We start from the raw sequence: 16,187 nt of genomic DNA, 5'->3' as shown, positions 1-16,187 counted from the left end.
TCAACGGAAAAACTTTGGGGTTCCCACTTTTCACAACTGATAAAAAAATTCCACCCACATCTGCGGAATGTGGGTTGAAGGTGGCCCAATTTGTGACTGTTTGCGCTCCTGCGTCTTCGTTGACTGTTGTGGGGTTGATGGCGGTGAAGCTGGGTTGGTCGTTGACAGAATTAACTGTAATCGTGAAAGTTTGGGTGGTGGAAGTATCGACACCGCCGTTAGCAGTGCCGCCGCTATCTTGGACTTTTACATCAAAGGTAGAAGTGCCGTTAGCGTCGGTGGCGGGAGTGTAGGTAAGATTCCCGTTTGCATCTATTGCGGGTGCTGTGGCAAATAAGCTAGGGGTGCCGATGTTACTAACAGTATAAGTGGCGGTTTGGGCAGCTTCGTTGGCTGCACCGGCGTTGAAGGTGGCCCAATTTGTGACTGTTTGCGCTCCTGCGTCTTCGTTGACTGTTGTGGGGTTGATGGCGGTGAAGCTGGGTTGGTCGTTGACAGAATTAACTGTAATCGTGAAAGTTTGGGTGGTGGAAGTATCGACACCGCCGTTAGCTGTGCCGCCGCTATCTTGGACTTTTACATCAAAGGTAGAAGTGCCGTTAGCGTCGGTGGCGGGAGTGTAGGTAAGATTCCCGTTTGCGTCTATTGCGGGTGCTGTGGCAAATAAGGCAGAGTTGCTGATATTACTAACAGTATAAGTAGCGGTTTGGGCCGATTCATCGGCTGCACCGGCGTTGAAGGTGGCCCAATTTGTTACTGTTTGTGCCCCAGCATCTTCATTAACGGTTGGGTTGGTGGCGGTGAAACTGGGAATGTCGTTGACTGCGGTAACGGTGATGGCTGCGGTGTCGGTAGCGGTGCTGAAGACTGTGCTGCCGCCGTTGGTGCTAGTGTTAGCTGTGCCGCCGTTGGTTCCAGAGAGCGTATCCCAGGCGCGGAAGGTAATGCCGTTGGTGACGGTGCCGTTGTAGTTGGCGGTTGGTTGAAAGTAAATGCGGGTATTGGCATTGGCGGCAAGTAAGCGAGCGTTGGTATCGGATACTGCACCCAAGGGCTTCCAAGTAGTACCGCCATCTATGGTGTAGGACCAACTGCCGTTAGTGGTGTCGGCGGCGGTGATGGCGATGCCTGCTACGGCGCCAGTGTCGGGGTCGATAATGTTGTTTTGCCCTGTACCGATGGCAGCAATGGATGAGATGAGGTTGCCGACAGCGCCTGTGGGTGCAACTGCATCTTCTAGGATGGTGCTGAGGGTGACGACGGTATCGGCAAGGACGGGGGCGGTGTTAATGCTGCCGTAAACATCGTTATTATCTTGGTTAACTCCTTGACCGTTGGCGGGGGTGTTGGCAGTGGGGGTGCTTGCTTGGTTGGCTGCGGTGTTGCTGGTGAAGGTGGCTCCTAATGTGCGGACAGTGGGTAATACAGTTGGCATTCCCTGGTTGTTGCCATTGCTGCTGTTAGTGAGGGACTGCATGGCGAAAATTGCCCCACCTTTGCCTCGGCCGGGGTTGCTGCCGCCGTTACCGCCTGTACCGCCTGTAGCAGTGTTGCTGGTAAATATGGTGCTGTTAAGGATGAGAGTACCTTGACGGATGAATACTGCACCCCCCAGGCCCGCGCCACCGCCCTTGTAGTCACCGCCGAAAGTGCCGCCACTGCCGACGCCACTGGCAGTGCCGCCGCCGCCGCCGCCGCCGTAGCCGCCGTTACCGCCCAAGCCGCCGCCGCCGCCACTGCCGCCGACGCCACTGCCGCCGCCGCCACCGAAGCCGCCACTGCCGCCGACGCCAGTGCCGCCGACGAAGCTGCCACTGCCGCCACTGCCGACGCCGCCGCCGCCACCGAAGCCACCACTGCCGCCGACGCCAGTGCCGCCGACGAAGCTGCCACTGCCGCCGGTGCCGTTGCCGCCGTTACCGCCGAAGCCGCCGGTGCCGCCGGTGCCAGTAATGTTGGCACCATTATTAGCCGGATTCAGAGGCACAAAATTAGCACCGCCGCCCGTGCTACTAATAACTCCACCATTTCCGCCAATGGCAGAGTTATTAGAAAAGGTGACAGAATTCAGGCTGACTGTGCCGTTATAAACAAACAAGCCACCCCCCATGCCTGCACCCCCACCGCTCCCATTTCCGCCCTGGGCGCGACCCCCGCTAATGGTCATGTTGGAGAAATCGACGATTCCAGACTTGACAAAGAAGGGGCGAACGTCACCCGTATTATTGCTGCCACTGTTATTGGCATCTCCGCTGACGGTGAAACCGCCACCACTAAAGGCGATATTGCTGTCGATTAGCTGATTCGGAGTTTGCGTAAACCTGACACTGTTGGTGAGGGTAATAGTGTCATCTCCGGCTAGAGAATTAGCATCTAAAATTGCTTTGCTCAATGTGCCTGCTACAGTGCCTGTGCCATCATCAGTTGCCACCGTGACATTAAAGTTAGCCAGTGTATAGTCATAATCTTCCATCGCCTCCCGATTAAACGGTACGGCGGCTTCTATTTTGCCCGTTGCTATTTCTAAATCCCAGTCGCCACCTTGGGCTGCATTTCCGGTTAAATCGTTAGATGCTGCGACATCTGCCCCGGTGAGTTCGCTCAATTGCTTGACAAAATTATGACCAGTTTCTCCGGCGGCTACGTCGCATCCATATAAGAGGATGTCGCCATCTTCTGTGAGGGCATTTCCCCAGTGTTTTAGCTGGGTGTTGAATTTTTCTAGATCATTTCCATTCAGTACATCTGTACCGAGTTTGACACTGCCTTCGCTGCCGTGAGAAAGGATGTGTACGGCTTCTATATCTTTTTGATTAGCCAAGGCGTTTGTAATTTGCTCAATGCCACTCAAATTTTCATTTAAAACGAAAATTTGAGCTGCGTCAGTGTTTTGAATCAGGCTTTGATAGTCTTGTACGGAAGAGTATACGAAAATAATTTGCTTGTTCGTGGTTGGTGAGTTCATGGTTGGTGATATTTTGGGGATTTAGTGTTTATATATTCAAGTGCGAAGCGCTGCCCTGATCGAAGCACACGTCGAACAATCAGGACACGGCGATGTATCTAAGGCCGATCAACTGAAGCTTTAAACCGGCCAGTTTTCTCGCTCGCCCGCTAGTCCGCCAGGGAATGAATTCCCTGTCTCATAGCTAAAGTCCTCGCTTCCGAGGACTAATGAGTTTTTCAGTCCTCGGAAGTGAGGACTTGCGCTTTGAGGCAAGGGTTTTAACCCCTGCCTGACTGTGGCTTCGCGACAATGGCGCTGGCGCGACTATTTGTGGCATCAGTCCAAAATGACAAGCCATCAAATCGCTCAAACAAATCGGGGGGTAAAATTGTTTTTCTCGGTTTAAACTCGACTTGAGCACGCACTTGATGTAACCCTTGTGTTTTGAGCTTATTATCAAATTCTGGCTCTTGATATTGAACATTCTCGAAATCATGCTCAAAAGCCTCTTCGCCAAGAAATTGATAAATTAGCGACATCGTTTTAGCCGGCTTTATGGTTAATAGGTCGTAATCTACCAGTAGAAGAGATGCACTCTGTTCGCTATAAAATGCTTCTTTAAGAGCGTTGTAAGCATAACCAACTAAACGGGAACCCTGACTTAATGCTTCGGTGCGGCTGTAGACTGTAGCCCGTTCCGCTGAATTATTAAATAACCTGGAAACATCAAAGGCGTTGCGCCGAATCAGTAGCTCAATGCTGTCCATAATCCAAGCGATATTTCGGACGCAGCAGATAACTTTAGCTTCAGGAAATAATTCCCGAATTAAGGGCAACTTGCTGCACCAAAGACGATTGGTGTCGAAGATCACTTCTTTTTCAGCTTGCGGGTGATAATAAGCTGAAAAGATGCTCATAATCAGTGCCCGTTTTTGTTCAGAGGAAATGAACGTGGAAAATTCATTGTCTTCGCTCATCGCTTCTAGCATCCGCTCCACTAATCCCCCCACTGGGCTAGTCATAGCTGCGTGAAAACGGGGATTTTGGCGCAATAAAGCTGCCAGCAGAGTAGATCCCGATCGCGGAAGTCCTGATATAAAGTGGGCTTTCACTGACCTCCCCTTGGAATGGCTACATAACTTATATCCAACTTAAATCTATCATACTAAAGGCATATTTTTAGACCATTTTTTATTATTTAATATTTCCCAACACAACATCCAAATTTACGAGATATTTAAAATCTAGACCTCGTGGGTTGACTTTCCCTATCTCTATCATTACTTCCGGACTCTGCCTTTATAAGTCGGAAAAGTCGGCTCTTTGCCCTGATTACAGAATTACTTTGGAACTTTAACCGCAGATGGTGGCGGATATACGCAGATAGACGCAGATTAGGATACAGTTTGTTTAGTCACTTCTACATAAATATGTTCTAACCGCACCGGATACCGAGCAATTGAATCAATAGAAATTCCATCGAATAGCAAAATAATCTCTTTTAATTCTAAACGTTCCGGCAGCCAAAAAGCTAAATCGCTACCGTAGCGGCGGGGGATGAAACTGCATTGTTTAGCGCGGGCGATGGCTTCAGCTTCTTGGTCTGTTTTTACCACGATAATTTCTTGAGCTGGAATCAGTTTTTGCAACTCCTCCAAACTGCCCTCAGCCACAATACTGCCATTCTTTAAAATCCCGATTTTATGACACAGCCGCTCAGCTTCATCCAACAAATGAGTTGTCAGCAGAATTGTAATTCCTTCCGATTGCAAGCGCTGAATTAACTCCCAAATTTCATAGCGAGCCTCAATATCTAAACCCGTTGTCGGTTCATCTAAAATTACTAATTTAGGCTGGTGTACCAAAGCCACCGCAATATTCAAACGGCGCTGCATTCCTCCGCTCAAAGTTTCCACAGGGCTTGTAGCTCTATCTGTTAAATTAACTGCTTTCAAACACTGTCTTACTTGATAGCGCCGCTGCTTGCGCTCTAAGCCGTAAATTTGAGCAAAAAAGTTGAGGTTTTCTTCGCAGCTAAGGCTTTGGTAAAGCAAATTTTCTTGAGGCGCTACCCCTATTAACAATTTTGTAGCTTCGGAAACAGGTTCGCCATTTATAGAAACTTTGCCGCTATCTGCATTTAGCAAATTACATAAAATATTGATAGTTGTAGTTTTCCCAGCCCCGTTTGGCCCGAGCAAACCGTAAATTTCTCCAGATTGAATGTGCAGTGTTAAATCTTTAAGCACTGAACGCTCGCCGTAGGATTTATTTAGCTTTTCTATTTGCAGCACTGCTTTGATTCTCCGTATTATTTTATATATTTACCGTTGTTTCTGAACGATTAAACCGCAGAGAGCGCAGAGGGCGCTGAGTCTCCAGAAGAGAGAGATGAATAATTACGACATAATGAACTCGTTTTAAAGTCTTCTTTCTACTCTCAGCATCCTGCGGTAAGAAAGCCATCCACCTGCAATCATGGCAATAGAAAATATGAATAAATACCAAAAGTGTTCTGCAATATCAGCCAAATCTTTGCCGTCAGCCCACACGCCCATCAGCGCTTCGTTCATGTGATAAACTGGATTATACTGGGCCAGATCCAGCAGACTTTTGGGAAACAGCGAAGTAGGCAAAAATGCGCCTCCTAAAATCAACAAAGGAACGCCGAAAGCGGCTACTAGCGAGTTGACATCTTCAGTGCGCCTCGCAAACTGGGTGCCGAGAATAAAGCCTACACCTACATAAGATACAATACTGAGCAGAATAATCGCACATCCTAGCAGAATAGAGCCTTGGAATTGTGCTCCTAAACAAGAGGCGATCGTGTATACTAAAATTACCTGGCCGATGCCGATGCAACTGTGAGCCAGGAAAATTCCTAAAAAGTAGGAAGTGCCGCTCAGCGGGGAAATAAACAAGCGTTTGAGGGTATGCTGTTCTCGCTCTGCTACTACTGTTGCTACGCTACCACCGAGACAGCTAAAAAATAAAGCCGCTCCTACTAAGCTTGCAGGTGCAGCAGTTTCAAAGGCTTTTGCTGTGGTGAGATTAGCGCGTTCTTTTAAAATCAAACCGTTAATTAGCAAGATAGAAACTGGAAATATACTCCACAAGACTAAGCTGCGCCGCCGCCTCCCCAATTCAATTAAAATTCGCTGTGCTACTGCGAGCGTTTCGTACCAGTATTTCATAAGAAATTTATTAGTATTGTTATAATTGGGAATTGGTAATGACGCCACCGCATATCATACCATATAGCAATCCTTGCAGGAGTCGTAAATTTTTTACCCCACCCCAACCCTCCCCGAACCCAAGGGGAGGGAGTAAGAAATTCACAAATGATGCGAGGATTGCTATAGAGATGCCAATAAGTTTAGCTCTCAATAAAAAACCCGCGTCGGCGGGTTTTGTGATTTTAGAGGGATAGGTTTTAACACCAGTTAAAAAAAAGAACGGAACTGTAACACGTTCCCAACCCATATCGAATCAGTTATTCCCAATTCTTTAATCGAAAATCGAAAATCTAAAATTCTATAACTTGTCGCCCTCTGTCGTTGCTCTCAATTAATACTAAAGTTCTTACCTCTGTAGCATCCTTGAAAAGAAGTTAAACTGGTGCCGTTTTTCTGTTCCAATTTAGTCACGAGGGAAGAAGTATTGGAACTGTCAGCGGTAGCACCCCACTTGTAGATAAAGTCACCGAGATTGTCTCCGGTTTCTTCGTAGCTGTGCTCTTCTACCGGAATTCCCGAAACTCCTGAAACAGTTTGGTTGTGGTATCCGTTAACGATTATTTTTTCGATAACTGCGCCCGGTTCTGCGGTAATGTTCCATTGCACGGGTTCGTAGGCTGAAAGTGCGAGAATTATTGGCTTGTTTCGGCGTTCTACTTTGACTTCGATCGCCCTTTTAGATAAATTTCGGTCCTTGTGATCCGCATTGGCTTCGTAAACGCCTATTAAATGAAGTTCTTTGTTTCCGCTTGACGAACCGATATAAGCTGAAAAATCGTCTGAACCGCCAAGCCCGCAGTTGGCGCCAGAACTAATTGGGGAAATAAAAGCAGCTTTTTCGGCTATTTTCTGCTGCACCGCCGGCACTACCCACAATCCGGTTCCGATGCCTAAAGCACCTATCAAAGCAGCCGCGATACCGAAAGGAAGGGCATTTGTGAGGTGGCGAACAACTGGTTTGGCTGTTAGTTGAGATAGCGTTTGCTGCCAAGTTTCACCAGTTTGATCGGCATTCCCGCCATCGAGACAAGCCAATAAACCTAAACTTTCCGGCTGTTCAAGCAAACTTTGAACTGTTTTCCCTTCGCCGACGTAGAGATTTCTAGTTTCTGTGTCTAAAAGCAGCCAGTAGCGATCGCCCTCGCCCAGGTTGTACTCTTGTACCGCAGGATCGACTAAATCGTGCTGCAAAAACACCAGCCAAGCCATATTATTGCCAGTGCCGACAGTTTTGCCGTCGCTGGAAATAAGTTGGTCGATGTCGGGTTCCCAGCGCCAAGCTACCCAGCGACTATCTCCTCGATAACCGAGGGATTTTTCAAGTTGCGGATGAGCGGTTATTTCTAAGCGTTGAACTAAGTTTGACACTAGATGTCCTCCTCAAGTGCGATCGGGTCTAGAGCAATTTTGTTCCAATTTATTAAAACAAATATTTTGCTCATGAAGAGCCTCCGAATAATCGGGTTAATTTTGTCTCGCTAATGTTATCAGCCGGTACTTTCCAAACCACACTGGCTTAACAAAAATATTCCTGTTGAATGGTTTAGCTTGAGAACTTGGAGCTGGCGAGCACCCGCCTGGTAATAATTTTAACCTGTGCCGATCGCTAATCCTGTTACGGATTAAAGCTGGCTATTTCTCACTGCTTCTACCTGGTTGTCCAGTTTTGAAAGAGTGCTTGGCTGATAGCGTCTACAAGTTCTTAGCTTAACTTTTATTTGGCTACTCTGCTACAAAATATGCCGATCGCACCTGAGAGCAATATTAAGCAGGCAAATAAATATTCCGGCTTTCTCGCGGGTGAAATATCCCTTAAAAAGAGAACGTTTCCGAGAAACCCGGTTTCTGTGATGAAAGTTCTGACACTTCGCCTATTACTGGCGGGGGCCATCAATCGCATCTCTAGTCGGTGCAACACCTCCAGGACCAAAGGAACTCGGCGGCACTCTCGGAAGATTGATATTGGGATTGGGCACTAAATCGCCGTTGCCGCCGCCAGCAGTTCCACCCGTGGGAGACGCACTGTTATTGGGACTGGTACTCGGTGAACTTCCCGGATTGAGATTATTGGGATTGGTATTCGGCGAAGTTCCCAGATTGGGATTGTTGGGAGTGATATAGGGCGAACTTCCCGGATTGAGATTATTGGGATTGGTGCTCGGTGAACTTCCCGGATTGGCATTATTGGGAGTACCTGCGGGCGAAGTTCCCGGATTGGCATTGTTGTTGGGAGTACCTGCGGGCGAAGTTCCCGGATTGGCATTGTTGGGATTGTTGGGATTTGCCGTGCCTGTAGGAGTAGTTATCGGGGTACCGGCCCCATCTCTGGTGATGGCGTTGGGGTTCGGGGGAGCAGGCGGAGCGCCTGCATTGGGGTTATTGGCAGGAGCATTGGCGGGGTTGCCCGCAACCGGATTAGTGTTTTGGGGAGCAGCATTGCTGCCGCACAAGCTGACTAAATCAAAAGTTGTGCCGCCTCGGGTTTCTATGAAGCAAACCGGCACATTTACTTGGGGGTTTGAGGCTCTGGGAAAATCGGCTGTTCCCGGCATGGGACGGCTAAAGGCAGCTTCAGCCATCAGTGGGGTAAAGGCCGCCGATAGAGCGGCGATTGTTCGCAATAATCTCATCAGCGTTTCCTCAAAAATTGAAGTTTATTTTCTCCAGTATTGCCTATAAATTGGCAAGTGTCGTCACTCTAAAAGCCGATCGAGCTTTTTGACAACTGCTTCTACAGGGCCACCGCTAGCTGAAACATCTCGCGAATCCAGAAAGTGCAGGTAGAAAAAGCCGATAGTGCCACAGTCGCGCATCCGTTGCCCTTCTTCCTTGATATTTTTAGTACCGAATTCGGGGGTCAACGTAAGCATTCAAAATATCAATTACAATGCTGGCAATTACGACAATTGCCGCAAAAAACACCACAATACCTTGAACAGTTGGATAATCCCGCAAGCTAATCGCTTCGTAAAGGCGATTTGCCAACCCCGGCCAAGAAAAAGTAACCTCTGTTAAAATAGCACCGCCCAACATTGCAGCAAAAGTCAATCCTAAGATAGTTATCACCGGAATTAGTGCATTTTTCAGAGCGTGAGCCCATAAAATCTGCAATTCGGGAATGCCTCTAGCTCTCGCTGCTTCGACATAATCTGCTTGCAAAGTTTGCTTGAGATTCACTCTGACAATGCGCTCGAAAATGCCGCTCAAAAGAATCCCCAACGTCAAACTCGGAAGTGCCAAATAATGCAAAGATGTGAGAAACTGACCAGGATTAGCGCTCAGGAGACTGTCAATAGTGTATAGTCCTGTGTAGCCTTCGGGGGCGGGGGATGTGACGGGAAAGCGAGTTCCCAGGGGAAACCATCCCAACTGCACCGCGAAAATTAATTGCAAAACCATGCCAGCCCAAAAAGCCGGCAGCGAGTAAGTGATAATGCCAAACAAACGGCCTGCAGCATCGAAAATACTGTTGGGGCGAGATGCTGCCAGGGAACCGATACTGATGCCGACAATTAAAGCTATGGCCATGCTACAAACTGCTAATTCCACTGTAGCGGGGAAATAGTCTCCGATAATTTGCCACACGGTTTGTCCGCGAGTGGTGATTGAGGTTCCCAAGTTCAGACTGAATAAGTCTTTCATGTATTTGAAATATTGCTCCCACAGGGGTGCGTCGAGGCCGAGTTGAGTTCGCATTGCTTCTTTGGCCGCTGCGGGAGCTCGTGAGCCAAGAATGGCATCTATGGGGTCGCCTGGAGTGGCCCGCAACAATAAAAATACTGCTGTGGTGATTGTCCACAACATTAGGGGTGCGAGCAGCAAGCGGACAAAAATATAAGATTGCAGGGCTTTGGAACGAGACATAATATTTGGGAATTGCCAATTGCGAAGTCATTAGTCATTAGCCAGATGTTGAATACCAATTTTTTATGAGGCTGCACATATCTCGATCCCCCCTAGCCCCCCTTAATAAGAGGTGGACAAGATTCCGATCAAAGTCCCCCTTATTAAGGGAGATTTAGGGGGAGCGAGATATCTGCAACTTCACATTAAATTGGTATAAGGCATCAGGCAGATGGAAGGTAGAAGCTGGAAGAAACAGATATTTTATATCTGCGGCTTCCGTGTCGCGAATCAGGGGAATTGGGAATTGCGAAGAGAAATTTGAGTTGATTTTTGCGAAAAAGTCGATCAACTTTTTCGCTATTCCCGATTTTTCTATTCGCCCAGCAGCGATTCAAATGCAGCTTGCAAAGACTTGATATCGCCTACTCTGGCTACTAACAAGTTTTCGCTGCCGGCATCCCGCAGCCTGTGTCTCCAATACTGGATGCTATCGGAGTTGTTCATCCAGAAACTAATCACGGTGTCTACAACTCGATCGACATCCCAGCCGCGGTTAGGAGAAACTGTCTCTACGGATGCCACAAACGCATCAAGAGTACACTTCCGGTTTGCCAAGTATTCTACACCGGACGGCTGCTGTTGTTGCAGCAATTCCTGCTGCTGGTTAAAAAATGTTAAAGTTGGAGATACGCCCAGGATTTCAAATGTATAGTTCATGTCATCCTCCAGAAGTATTATTTTGCCAAAAGATCGATCGTCCAAAAAAGCCAAAAACGCTTTACTTTGCTGCCCTCAATGAACTGCAGATGTTTCAATTATCCTATGAGCGCTCGATCGGGATTTTGGTCGATTATCTTATTAATAGCAAATTTTCTAACAGTGGATTGTCACATAATTTACATTTGTGCTGGCACTGTAGAAAAAAGAAAAATCAAATTTTTATTAAGCAGGGGTAAGGTGGGCACCCGCACCCGGAGGAAGTGATACAGTTTTAGATTATTTGAGATTTTAAATGGGAGCATCTCACTTTTGCAGCCAAGGTAGAAATTGGAGTTAGGAGTCAGGAGTCAGGAGCCAGGAGAAAAGAGGAAGAAGGAAGGAGGCAGAAGAAGTGTTTTTACAAATATGAGATGCTCCCTTTTAAATTTTAGATTAAAGAATAGAATAATTGGGAATGACTGATGACAAGCAGGGTTGGAATCGCGGGTCTACAATTGCATTTTTTCTAACCTGGTGTGACTTTTTGGCCGCGAGTCCCCAGAGCGATCGCCACATTCACACAAGTAGTGGCATGATTAATATTACAAGTTTTTACAGTAGCCGTGGAAACCTCAGCCAAGTTTTGAGTGGGCGGCTACCGCACTTCACTATTGCTGTACAACTTTGCAACTTATATTATCTAGGGCATCTTTTAAACGACAAAGGATAGGCAAACCCGGTAGGTGTCACAATATTGATGTTATTGAAAAGTCTGAACAGTTGTCTGATGAAAAGCTCGCCCAAGATGTCACTGAGCCTAGTTTTGTTGATACCGCTGGTGGTGCAAATCTCCGTAGCAGTCGGTGTGACTGGATGGCTGTCGTTTCGCAACGGCCAGAAAGCCGTCAATGACCTTGCTACGAGGTTAAGCTTGGAAGTCGCAGCGAGGACGAAAGAAAATTTCCGCAGTTTTGGGGATGTGTCTCATCTATTCCTGCAAATGAATACTGCTGCGATCGCCTCTGGAAACTTAGACCCGGAAGACTTCCCCAACTTAGAGCGCTATTTGTGGAACCAGACCAAGCTGAGCGATCGAAATACAACCATCTACTACGGCGACGAACAGGGAAAATTCCTCTTGCTCAAGCGAGAAGCAGAAGACTTAGTATACATCAGAGACGAATCAACCGCTCCAAACCGCGAAATTTATCGCCTAGATAGCCAAGGAAATCGCACTGAGCTAATCCAAACCGTCCCCTATGACCCCCGTACTAGACCGTGGTACCAAGCTGCCAAACAGTCAGGAAAAGCCACTTGGTCTCCCATCTACGTCTTCGCAGCCTCGCCAGTGCTCGGCATTACGCCCGTGAGGCCGATCTACAGCCAAACGGGTAGCTTGCAAGGGGTATTGGCCATTGACCTGACTCTTTCTCAAATCAGCGATTTTCTCAAAAGCATCAAAATTAGCCCGTCGGGACAAGTTTTTGCGATCGAACGCAGCGGGGAAATAGTCGCCAGTTCCACAGACGAATTGCCCTTTGTGACCGACAAAGACGGACAAAAACGCCTGTTGGCGACACAGAGCAAAAATTTGCTAATTCGATCGGCATCGACATACTTGCAAAAACGATTTGGTAGTTTTGAACAAATTAACAGCCAAGGACAGTTTACCTTCGATATAGACGGCAAACGTCAATTCATTACGGTTGCTCCCCTGCAAGACGGCCGCGGCCTCGATTGGCTAATTGTAGTGGCAATCCCGGAAGCAGACTTTATGGAGCAAATTAACGCCAACACTCGCACAACTATCTTATTGTGCTTTTTTGCCTTCGTACTGGCGATCGTCCTCGGAATTTTTACCTCTCGCTGGGTTGTCAAACCGATTACCCGATTGTTGCAAGCTTCCAAAGCTTTAACAAAAATGTCTGAGTCATCCGACTTCACCTCCGCAGAATTAGACGGCGAAGTCGAAGTTCAAGGAGTCAAAGAACTCGGCCTTCTAGCTCATTCTTTCAACCAAATGGCAAGACAATTGCGATCGTCTTTTGTTGCCCTCGAACAAACCAACTCTAGTTTAGAACAGCGAGTAGCAGAGCGGACTGCCGAACTCGAAGCCGCCGAAGCAGAATTGCGGGCTTTGTTTGCAGCTATGAACGAATTAATTATAGTTGTGGACTCCACCGGTCGCTACTTAAAAATCGCGCCCACAAATCTTTCTCTGCTCTACAAACCAACCGAAGAATTAATTGGCAAAACAGTCACAGAGGTGTTTCCGCAAGCTACAGCCGACAATTTTCTCAACCACATCCGAGCAGCTTTAGATACTCAACAAACTGTCAGCATCGAGTACGATTTAACCATTGACGACCGCGAAGTTTGTTTTGCCGCCAGCATTTCACCGCTTTCAGAAGAATCCGTCATTGTAGTAGCCCGCGACATTACCGAACAGAAGCGAGCCGAATCGGCGCGACGCCAAAGGCAAAAACAGTTGCTCAAACAAAATACGGTTTTGGTAGAACTCGCAAGAAATAAAGCACTTTATCGAGGCAATTTAAAAGTAGCTTTGAGGCAAATCACCGAAGCGGCAGCTCATACCCTACAGACAGAAAAAGCTGGCGTGTGGCTGTATGATGAGAGTCGATCGAAACTGCAATGTCTCGACCAATTTAGCCGCAGCAACCCGCAGCATTCCCAAGGTAATGAACTCGCAGCAGCAGACTATCCAGCTTATTTTCAAGCTTTGGAAGAACACCGGACGATCGCAGCCGAGGACGCTCTCTCCGATATTAGAACTAGAGAATTTGCCGAATCTTACTTTGCACTAATGGGTACTACATCAACCTTAGACGCGCCAGTGCGCCTCGGCGGACAAACAGTCGGAGTCATCTGTATCGAACAAGTGGGAACTACTCGCAACTGGACATTAGAAGAACAAAATTTTGCTGCTTCCCTCGCAGATTTAGTATCATTGGCGATCGAAGCAAGCGAGCGCGATCGTACACAAATCGCTCTGCGTCAAGCAGAACAAAAATATCGTAGCATCTTTGAAAATGCCGTCGAAGGCATTTTTCAAAGAACGCCCGAAGGTCACTTCTTGAGCGTAAATCCAGCTTTAGCGCGCATCTACGGCTACGCCACTCCCGAAGAATTGACATCAAATCTCACAAACATCAGACAGCAAGCTTACGTCAATCCTCAGCAGGGCGACAAGTTTATGCGGGTGATGGAAGAATTCGGAGAAGTTTCGGGGTTTGAGTCACAAGTTTACCGCGTTGACGGCAAGGTAATTTGGATTTCCGAAAGCGCGCGCGCAGTGTGCGACGCTGACGGCAAGGTACTCTACTATGAAGGCAGCGTCGAGGATATTAGCGATCGAAAAGTCTTTGAATCCGCCTTGCAACTCGCCCTAGAAGCAGCCGAAGCCGCTTCCACCGCAAAAAGCGCATTTTTGGCAAACATGAGCCACGAACTGCGAACACCACTGAATGCCATCATCGGCTACAGCGAAATGCTCCAAGAAGAAACCGAAGAGTTGGGCTACGATGAACTCATCCCAGATTTAGACAAAATCCGCACTTCCGGCAGACACTTGCTATCGCTAATTAACGACATTCTCGACATTTCTAAAATCGAAGCCGGCCGCATGGATCTTTACTTAGAAACCTTCGACATCGCCGCCTTGATTGAAGAAGTAGCATCTACCGCCGTGCCGCTAATAGAGAAAAATGGCAACACTCTCAACTTGCACCAAATTAGCAATATCGGCACTATGCACGGTGACATTACGAAAGTGCAGCAGATTTTATTAAATTTGCTGAGCAATGCCGCCAAATTCACTCAAAACGGTACAATTACCCTCACAGCCAGCCGAGAAAAAATTGTCGGCGGCAGCAGCGAATCAAAACAAGAAAACACTTCTGAACCGACAGCCGATTCTCAATCTTCAATGGCTAGCAAAGAATTTTTAGTTGTTAATTGTACAGATACAGGAATTGGGATGACTCCCGACCAGTTGCAGCACATTTTCCAACCCTTTACCCAAGCAGACGCTTCTACCACGCGCAAATACGGCGGCACCGGTTTGGGACTAGCAATCAGCCAGCGTTTTTGCCTCATGATGGGCGGCAATATTTCAGTAAAGAGTCAGGAGGGTGTTGGTTCTACTTTTACTATCCGCTTGCCGGTTAATCTGCAAAATTAGGGGGCGTAACTGTTACATCGGCTTGCCTGGAAACTAGAAATTACTAACTCCCAATTACCTTTGAATGCTTCTCGGATCGAGAGCATCCCGCAACCCATCCCCCAATAAATTAAACGCCAAAACAGTCAAAATAATCAGTATCGCCGGAGGCCAAACCAACCAAGGCTGCAACACTAAAATTGAAGCATTAGTAGACAGGGATAGTAAATTTCCCCAAGAAGGATCGGGCTGTTGAATTCCCAAGCCAATTAAACTCAAAACCGACTCCGCCACAATAAAACCCGGAACTGACAAAGTAGCAGAAATAATTACATAAGTAGCAGTTTGTGGCAAAACGTGGCGGACAATAATATAAATTGGATTGGCGCCCATTGCCCGCGCCGCTTGCACGAATTCTAGCTGTTTAATTGACAGTACCTGGCCGCGAATCACCCGCGCTAAACTCGCCCAACTGATAAATGAAGTAATCAGTACAATCAATATAAATCGCTGAGCACTTGTCAATCCTGGGGGCAGCACTGCTGCTAGCGCTACTAATAAATAAAGACCGGGAATCGTCATCAATACTTCGGCGAAGCGCATTAAAATACTGTCAATCCAACTGCCGAAATAACCCGATATGCCTCCGATCAGCAATCCCAACGGAAAAGAAATTGCTATGCCAACTAAACCAATGCTGAGGCTAATTCTGCTGCCGTGTACTAAGCGACTGAATTGATCGCGAGCTTGTTCATCCGTGCCTAAAAGATTAATTTGGCCTTCTCCTGTAGTGCCAAACAGGTGCCTGTCGAAAGGCAACAATCCTAAAAATTTATACGGGGAAGCTTTGACAAACAAACCGAGAACAGAGGGTTTTTGCCAGTCTACAATTACTTCGCGAGCGCCCGTATCCGCATCCACTGGGCCCTGAGTAGTCGGATAAACGTGAGGTCCGATAAATCGCCCATCTTGGGTGGTTAAATAAATCTGAGTCGGCGGCAGCAATGAACCGTTTAATTGAGAGTCGTAGGGGTCGTAAGGTGCTACAAATTCGGCTAAAAGTGCGACTGTATAAAAAATTAACAGCAGCACGGCTCCTAACCGAGCTAGAGGATTTTTTCTAAGATTTTGCCACCATTTCATAAGTTTTTAGGTTTGAGATTTTAAGTGGGTTAGTAATCAAGACTAAAGTTCTTAAAGTTCTTTGTAGAGACTTTAGTCTTTTCTTAATGGACTCAGCAGCCAAAAGTTAATTCCGGACTTATAAAAGTTTTCATAA

General features: G+C 47.3%; 11 protein-coding genes. 1 reads left to right on the top strand and 10 read right to left on the bottom strand.

Going from position 1 to position 16,187, the window contains the following annotated elements; genetic code table 11:
* The 9 genes from QUA04_RS12665 to QUA04_RS12625 all read right to left on the bottom strand — a co-directional run.
* On the bottom strand, positions 1-2,965 hold a 2,965-nt coding region (locus QUA04_RS12665; RefSeq protein ID WP_333257506.1), incomplete at its 3' end, for a DUF4347 domain-containing protein.
* A 260-nt stretch (positions 2,966-3,225) separates the two neighbouring features.
* Positions 3,226-4,059 (bottom strand): sulfotransferase, encoded by an 834-nt coding sequence (locus QUA04_RS12660; protein ID WP_333257503.1) that lies wholly within the window; start codon positions 4,057-4,059, stop codon positions 3,226-3,228.
* Positions 4,060-4,341: 282 nt separating this feature from the next.
* A complete protein-coding gene (locus tag QUA04_RS12655) occupies positions 4,342-5,241 on the bottom strand; it encodes an ABC transporter ATP-binding protein (RefSeq protein WP_333257500.1) in 900 nt (299 codons plus the stop codon).
* A 126-nt stretch (positions 5,242-5,367) separates the two neighbouring features.
* A complete protein-coding gene (locus QUA04_RS12650; protein WP_333257497.1) occupies positions 5,368-6,141 on the bottom strand; it encodes an ABC transporter permease in 774 nt (257 codons plus the stop codon).
* A gap of 369 nt (positions 6,142-6,510) precedes the next feature.
* Complete coding sequence (locus QUA04_RS12645) at positions 6,511-7,551, bottom strand: hypothetical protein (protein ID WP_333257495.1); 1,041 nt, start codon at positions 7,549-7,551, stop codon at positions 6,511-6,513.
* A gap of 506 nt (positions 7,552-8,057) precedes the next feature.
* Entirely contained in the window at positions 8,058-8,813 is a 756-nt protein-coding gene (locus tag QUA04_RS12640; protein ID WP_333257493.1) for a hypothetical protein, read from the bottom strand.
* Positions 8,814-8,876: 63 nt separating this feature from the next.
* Positions 8,877-9,053: a hypothetical protein gene (locus QUA04_RS12635; protein WP_333257489.1), complete on the bottom strand. Its 177-nt coding sequence runs from the start codon at positions 9,051-9,053 to the stop codon at positions 8,877-8,879.
* Positions 9,022-10,047: an ABC transporter permease gene (locus QUA04_RS12630; protein WP_333257486.1), complete on the bottom strand. Its 1,026-nt coding sequence runs from the start codon at positions 10,045-10,047 to the stop codon at positions 9,022-9,024. Before QUA04_RS12630 ends, QUA04_RS12635 begins: the two co-directional genes overlap by 32 nt.
* A 354-nt stretch (positions 10,048-10,401) precedes the next feature.
* Complete coding sequence (locus QUA04_RS12625) at positions 10,402-10,746, bottom strand: hypothetical protein (RefSeq protein WP_333257483.1); 345 nt, start codon at positions 10,744-10,746, stop codon at positions 10,402-10,404.
* Positions 10,747-11,515: 769 nt separating this feature from the next.
* Here QUA04_RS12625 and QUA04_RS12620 point away from each other — a divergent pair.
* Positions 11,516-14,929 (top strand): PAS domain S-box protein, encoded by a 3,414-nt coding sequence (locus tag QUA04_RS12620; RefSeq protein ID WP_333257480.1) that lies wholly within the window; start codon positions 11,516-11,518, stop codon positions 14,927-14,929.
* Positions 14,930-14,983: 54 nt separating this feature from the next.
* Here QUA04_RS12620 and QUA04_RS12615 read toward each other — a convergent pair whose 3' ends face one another.
* The gene (locus tag QUA04_RS12615; protein ID WP_333257477.1) at positions 14,984-16,051 is read right to left on the bottom strand and encodes an ABC transporter permease; all 1,068 of its coding nucleotides are present in this window, start codon (positions 16,049-16,051) and stop codon (positions 14,984-14,986) included.
* Positions 16,052-16,187: the final 136 nt, after the last annotated feature.

It is taken from the genome of Microcoleus sp. S13_C5 (assembly GCF_036700845.1).
In the GTDB taxonomy this organism is placed as follows: domain Bacteria; phylum Cyanobacteriota; class Cyanobacteriia; order Cyanobacteriales; family Microcoleaceae; genus Microcoleus.
The sequence above is the reverse complement of the archived record's forward strand: the minus strand, read 5'-3'. Positions and strand labels throughout refer to the sequence as shown.